The sequence below is a fragment of the Rhodoplanes roseus genome, from assembly GCF_003258865.1.
Taxonomy (GTDB): Bacteria; Pseudomonadota; Alphaproteobacteria; order Rhizobiales; family Xanthobacteraceae; genus Rhodoplanes; species Rhodoplanes roseus.
The window spans coordinates 4927-10598 of record NZ_NPEX01000210.1; the positions used below are offsets into that span (position 1 = coordinate 4927).

The window sequence follows — 5672 nt, forward strand, 5'->3', positions numbered from 1 at the left end:
GCGAGGCTGCACATCGCGGCTGCGGTGGCCCACCGCCGCGTCACGCCTTCGCGAGTCATCGCGCGGCCCTCCCTGTCGTTGTTGTCGTCGCGTGGCGCCCGGCGCCGGGTCGGCGGTCGGGATCGTCCGCGAAGTCATTGGATCGAAGGAGATCGGACTGGAGCGACGAGAGACGTTCGGATTGCGAAAGTCGGGTCGGTGCGTGACGTGAGAATGTCCTGTCCAAATCGTACGGCCGGGTCCGGGAAAGATCAACGGTGCGCCGCCCCGGCGGCCCGGCGGCTCACGGGGGGCACGCATGCCAAAACAACAGGGTGATTCGTCGCGAAGACGGCATGGTGTCCTGATCAGATCGCGGGGGCCTCTCCGGAGCCTCGGCCGGACACCCGTGCGGAGGGGCCGCGATGGCGACAACGGCCGACCGCTGCCGCCGCGACGGTGGTAGCGCGCTGGCCGGCGGTCGCGAACGCGGCGCGGACGATCGTGTGGCGTGGCGGTCGTGAGCCGGAACGGCTTGCCGGCGGCGGCCGTTGTCCCTCGATGCACAGGAGGCCGCCATGACCGAGGACGACCCTCGCGCCGACATCCCGCCGCGCAACGGCGAACAGGACGAGGCGCCGCGCGATGCTCGCGATCGGAGCGGGATGGCGGGCGCCAATGCGCGGCCGCTCGACGACACCATCGCGCAGACCGGCCCCGGCCTCCCCGACGATTCGAGCGCGCCCGTCGAGATCGACCCGGCCGAGGAGCGGCGGATCGCGGACCGGATCCGGACGATCGGGACGTCGGACGCGGGTCGCGACTCCGGCTCCGAATGAGCGCCTCCGCGTCACACGGAAAAAGTGCCGGACGAAGAAAGTGGGATGCGTCCTGATCAGCGCGTGTCGTGATCAGGACGCAGGACGGCCGTACGGCCGTCCGTTCAGTCCACCAGGCCCTTCTTGACCAGCCACTCCTGGATCAGGTCGGCGACCTGGCCGTTGGTCTTGTCCATCATGAGCATGTGCGAGTTGCCCTTGAGGCCGACGTCGGGCAGGTCGATCACGTCGACGCTGCCGCCGGCCGCCTTCACGGCGTCGCCGAAGGCGACGTCCTTGCCGCGCATCGCCGGCCAGCGCGAATCCTGCTTGATGAAGTCGCCGAACACCATGAGGATCGGCACGTTCTTGAGCGCCGCCGCCTTCTCTGGATCGCCCGGCACGGCCGGCTCGACCGCCACCAGCGCCTTGACCTTGTCGGGATGCTCCTGCGCCACCTTGAAGGCGAAGCCGCCGGCCTGGCTGTGGAACAGGATCACGCAGGGGCAGACCTTCTCGACCAGCTCCGTGTAGGCGGCGATGATCGGCTTGTCGCTGTCGAGCCAGCGCGGCACGTTCTGGCGGACGAAGTTGTCGTAGGCCTCGACCGGGAACTGGCTGCCGGGCAGCACCTTCAGCTTGGCCGGGTCGGGGCTCCACGAGCCCGGGCCCTGGCCGATGCGGAAGCGCTCGAAGGCGTTGCCGCGGGCCAGGAAGATCGGCGAGCTCGGCCACACGTCGGGGCTCGGATAGCCCGAGCGGCCGCGCTCGACCGCGTCGGAATTGTAGACGTCCCAGCCCTTGCGCACGAACATGTTGAGCCAGCCGTCGCGGCCGTCCGGCGTGGTCTCGTAGGTGACGCCGGTGAGGCCGCCGCCGTGCCACATCAGCAGCGGATATTTGCCCTTGCGGTTGGCCGGGAAGAAGTACTGCACGTACATCTGCTCGACCTGGTAGGGGCCGTTCGGGTCCATCTTGGCGGGCGTGCCGCCGGCCGCGAACAGCACCTCGCGGACCGGCTTGCCGGTGACCTCGACGATGCGGCCGCCGATGTGGAACGAGCCCATGTCGCGCAGCGCGATCGGCTCCTTCTTGGCGGCCGGGTTCGGCAGCACCGGGCCGGTCGGGGCGGGCGCGGCGGGCGTGGCCGCCGGAGCGGGGGCGGGCGACTGGGCGAGCGCCGACGCGCCGAGAAGGCCGAGCGACAGCCCGGCCAAGAGCAGTGTCTTCATTCGTTGGAACTCCCGGAAGTGAGAACGCCGGGATCATACGCCGCCGCACGGCCGGTGCACGCGCCGTGTCGGATGTTTCGGGTTGCGAAACACGACGGCGGGCGCGCGAAACCTCGCGGCGTCTCGCGCCGCCTCAGTGCTTCAGCTCGAACGGGATCGGCGGCTCCTCGCTGATCAGCGAGATCGTGATGCGCCGGTTGGCGGACACATAGGGGTCGTCGGGAAACAGCAGTTGGACGTCGGCCTTGCCGGTCACGCCGAAGAACACGGCGCTCGGCACGCCCTCCGCCTCGAGAGTGCGGCGCACCGCGTGGGCGCGCTCGGACGACAGCTCCCAGGGGCCGTAGCCGGGTCTGAACGGCGTCCTGGTGGCCGAGGTGTGGCCCGTGATGGAGATGCGGAAGCCGGTCGCCTTCAGCGGCACGGCGAGCCGCTGGATCAGCCGGCGGGTGCGCTCGTAGGGCTCGCTCGACCCTTCCGGGAACATCGAGCGGCCGTCCTGGTCGACGATCTCGACATTGAGGCCGTCGCGGGTCTCCTCGATCATCACGTGCTTGGAGACCTCGGTCAGCTCCGGCATGTCCTGCAGGGCCTGGCGCAGGGACGCTGCCGCCAGCGCGAAGGCGCGGTCCTGCTTCGATCGCACCCCGATGCTGTTGCGGTCGTGCTGGTCGGGGCTCGGGGTGGCCGAGGCCTCCTCGGGCGGGATGTTGGCGGCGTTCTTCAGCTTCGGCCGGGTCGGCAGGCCCGGCACCTCGACGATGCCCGAATAGCGGATCGCGCTCTGCACGCCGAAGGCGTCGCGCATCGAGCCGGCGACCAGCTGCATCTTCTGCTGGTCCTGGGTCGACAGGGCGCTCAGCATCACGAAGAAGGCGACCAGCAGCGCCATCAGGTCCGCGAAGGTGACGAACCATCCGTGGCCGCCGTGCCCTCCGTCTTTTCGTCTTGCCATCCGACCGTTCCCGCTGAACCTGGATCCGGGCCCGCCGGGAGCGCCCCGGCGGGTCGCGCCCCTCGTGCAGAAATATACAAACAGATGTATGTATACGGCATCTTAATCGGATCCTGACGATGCGACGGACCAAGGAGGAGGCCGGACAGACGCGCGAGCGCATCCTCGCCGTTGGCGAGCGGCTGTTTCGGGCGAAGGGCATCGCCGCCGTGTCGGTCGAGGAGATCGCCGAGGCGGCCGGGTTCACCCGCGGCGCGGTGCACTGGCATTTCCACGACAAGCGCGGGCTGCTGCTGGCGCTGGCGGACCGGCGCGGGCTTCCGCTGCAGCGGCTGGCGGATCGCGTGAAGGTGGACCCGGATCTCGAGCCGCTCGACGAGTTCCAGGCCGTCATCGTGCGGGCGTTCGGCGACATGGAGCAGGGATCGGCCGACCGGCAGTTCGAGACGACGCTCGCGGCCTTCGCGGCCGCCGAGGCGCCCGACCGGCTGCGCCGCTTCGAGGCCGACCTGCGGCAGGCGATCACGACGATCTTCGAAGCCGCCGAGGGGGGCCGCCGGCTGAAGCCGGAGTGGCCCGCGGCGACCGCCGGCCTGGCCTGCTACGGCCTGCTTTCCGGCCTGGTGAACGCCTGGCTGCGCGGCGAGGCCGGCTTCTCGCTCACCACGGACGTGGTGGGAGCGCTGCGCGCCTTCATCGCTGCAGTGTCACGCCCGAACCCGGGCGGGTGACTGCACGAGGGGGGCACGCGGCCGAGAGACGGCGGCGCCGTTTCATCCCGCGGCGTGCGCCGCGGCTCAGGCCTTGGACCGCGCCGCGTCGGCCAGGCGCTTGAGCACGGTGCGCAGCCCCGCCGCCGTGGTGATGCGCTCGGGGAAGGGGAGGCGGCGGGTGTGGTCGCCGGCGGCGAGGTCGAGGCCGTCGGGGTCGAGGCCCGTCACGGTCCAGGCCGCCTCGGGGCCGCCGGCCAGCACGGTGGCGTACAGCTTCACCGCCTCGGCGTGGTCCTGGTTCATGTGGGCGATGGCGCTCTCCTCGGCGGCCAGCAGCTCGTCGGCGCCGGACAGGTCGGTCAGGACCTCCTCGGGCGCGAGGTCGGCGGCGCGGGCGAACCCGCCGTTGAGATGGAACGCCGCGACGATCATGCGCCAGGTCGAGAAGTCGGGCAGGCCGGCATAGAGCTCGGCCTTGGGGTGGCGCGCCAGGAAGCGGCGCCGCAGAACGGGATCGTCGTCGCGCACCAGGCTGCCCAGCACGGTGAGCCTGGGATGGGCGAGCGGATCGCCCTTGCCGGTCGCCGCGAGCAGGATCGAGGCGCGGCCGTCGCGCTCCAGATTCGCCGTGTGGGTGGCGAGCCGCGAGATCAGCAGCACGGGCGAGCCGTCCGGCGTGGTCGCCACGTTGACCAGCGAGCCGAACGGGTGGCCGGTATTCCGGTCGTTGGTGGCGAGCGTGCCGGCGCGGGTCGCGCGGAGCAGCCTGCGGGCCCCCGCGACAGGATCGAAGTCCTCGGGAAGCTTGGCGTTTTCGGGCAGGCGCCCGGGCATGGTCCCGGGCCGCGGCGGCTGGACATGGGTCACGGTCGGTCTCCTGGTCGGGGCTGGTCCGGCCACCGGGGGACAGGCGAATTCCAGCCGATTTCGCCTCCGGTATGGCGAAATTGCGAATGAATCACTAGACTCCTTGCTCGCAAGCGCAGTCCGGACCACCCCGCCCGAGGGGCGTCCGGGTCACATTTCGGCCCAGCTTTGCGGGCTTCAAGGCCCGAAGAGTTTGCCCGTTCACGGGAAAGAGGCTCATGCCGACCATCGCGCTCGTCGACGACGACCGGAACATTCTCACCTCGATTTCGATCGCGCTCGAGGCCGAAGGCTACCGGATCATGACCTACACGGACGGCGCCTCGGCGCTGGACGGGTTCAAGACCTCGATGCCGGACCTCGCGATCCTCGACATCAAGATGCCCCGCATGGACGGCATGGAGACGCTCCGCCGCCTGCGCCAGAAGTCCGACGTGCCCGTCATCTTCCTCACCTCCAAGGACGAGGAGATCGACGAGCTGTTCGGCCTGAAGATGGGGGCGGACGACTTCATCCGGAAGCCGTTCTCGCAGCGGCTTCTGGTCGAGCGCGTCAAGGCGGTGCTCCGCCGCGCCATCCCCAAGGACGGGACGGTGCCGAAGGAGACCGACTCGGCCAAGGTCTTGGAGCGCGGCCAGCTCCGCATGGATCCGGAGCGCCACACCTGCACCTGGAAGAACGAGCCCGTCACCCTCACGGTGACGGAGTTCCTGATTCTCCAGGCGCTGGCCCAGCGGCCCGGCGTGGTGAAGAGCCGCAACGCCCTGATGGACGCGGCCTACGACGACCAGGTCTATGTCGACGACCGCACCATCGACAGCCACATCAAGCGGCTGCGCAAGAAGTTCAAGCAGACCGACGACGACTTCGACATGATCGAGACCTTGTACGGCGTCGGCTATCGGTTCAAGGAGTAGCGCGTCCGCCGCTGTTGTCGCGCGGGGCCGAGACGTGCCCCGCGGATCGGGCCCTGGCTGTGCCGGGCCGGGCCGGCGAGACGCCCTGACGAAACCCGCGAGGCGCACGGCCCGTGCTCGATCGACTTGCCGACCGCGACAGCGCCGACACCGTCGAGACCCGCGCGGCGGCTGCGGGCGTGCCGGGACCG

General features: G+C 70.3%; 6 protein-coding genes. 3 read left to right on the forward strand and 3 right to left on the reverse strand.

The features are described 5' to 3' along the window. The first annotated feature begins 557 nt into the window (after positions 1 to 557). Positions 558 to 818: a hypothetical protein gene (locus CH341_RS22860; protein ID WP_111421297.1), complete on the forward strand. Its 261-nt coding sequence runs from the start codon at positions 558 to 560 to the stop codon at positions 816 to 818. 104 nt (positions 819 to 922) lie between these two features. On the opposite strand, the gene CH341_RS22865 is transcribed toward CH341_RS22860, so the two are convergent. Continuing rightward, positions 923 to 2029 carry an alpha/beta hydrolase gene (locus CH341_RS22865; protein ID WP_245431206.1) on the reverse strand — a complete coding sequence of 369 codons (1107 nt, stop codon included), beginning with the start codon at positions 2027 to 2029 and terminating at the stop codon, positions 923 to 925. Positions 2030 to 2162: 133 nt separating this feature from the next. Beyond that, positions 2163 to 2984 carry an OmpA/MotB family protein gene (locus CH341_RS22870; protein ID WP_111421298.1) on the reverse strand — a complete coding sequence of 274 codons (822 nt, stop codon included), beginning with the start codon at positions 2982 to 2984 and terminating at the stop codon, positions 2163 to 2165. Positions 2985 to 3103: 119 nt separating this feature from the next. Between CH341_RS22870 and CH341_RS22875 the strand changes: the two genes are divergently transcribed. After that, the gene (locus tag CH341_RS22875; RefSeq protein WP_111421299.1) at positions 3104 to 3715 is read left to right on the forward strand and encodes a TetR/AcrR family transcriptional regulator; all 612 of its coding nucleotides are present in this window, start codon (positions 3104 to 3106) and stop codon (positions 3713 to 3715) included. 66 nt (positions 3716 to 3781) lie between these two features. Here CH341_RS22875 and CH341_RS22880 read toward each other — a convergent pair whose 3' ends face one another. After that, positions 3782 to 4564, reverse strand: coding sequence for a HugZ family pyridoxamine 5'-phosphate oxidase (locus CH341_RS22880; RefSeq protein ID WP_245431207.1), 783 nt, complete (start codon positions 4562 to 4564; stop codon positions 3782 to 3784). A gap of 218 nt (positions 4565 to 4782) precedes the next feature. Between CH341_RS22880 and CH341_RS22885 the strand changes: the two genes are divergently transcribed. Further along, on the forward strand, positions 4783 to 5481 hold the full coding sequence (locus CH341_RS22885; RefSeq protein ID WP_111421300.1) for a response regulator transcription factor: 699 nt from the start codon (positions 4783 to 4785) through the stop codon (positions 5479 to 5481). The last annotated feature ends 191 nt before the right edge of the window (positions 5482 to 5672 follow it).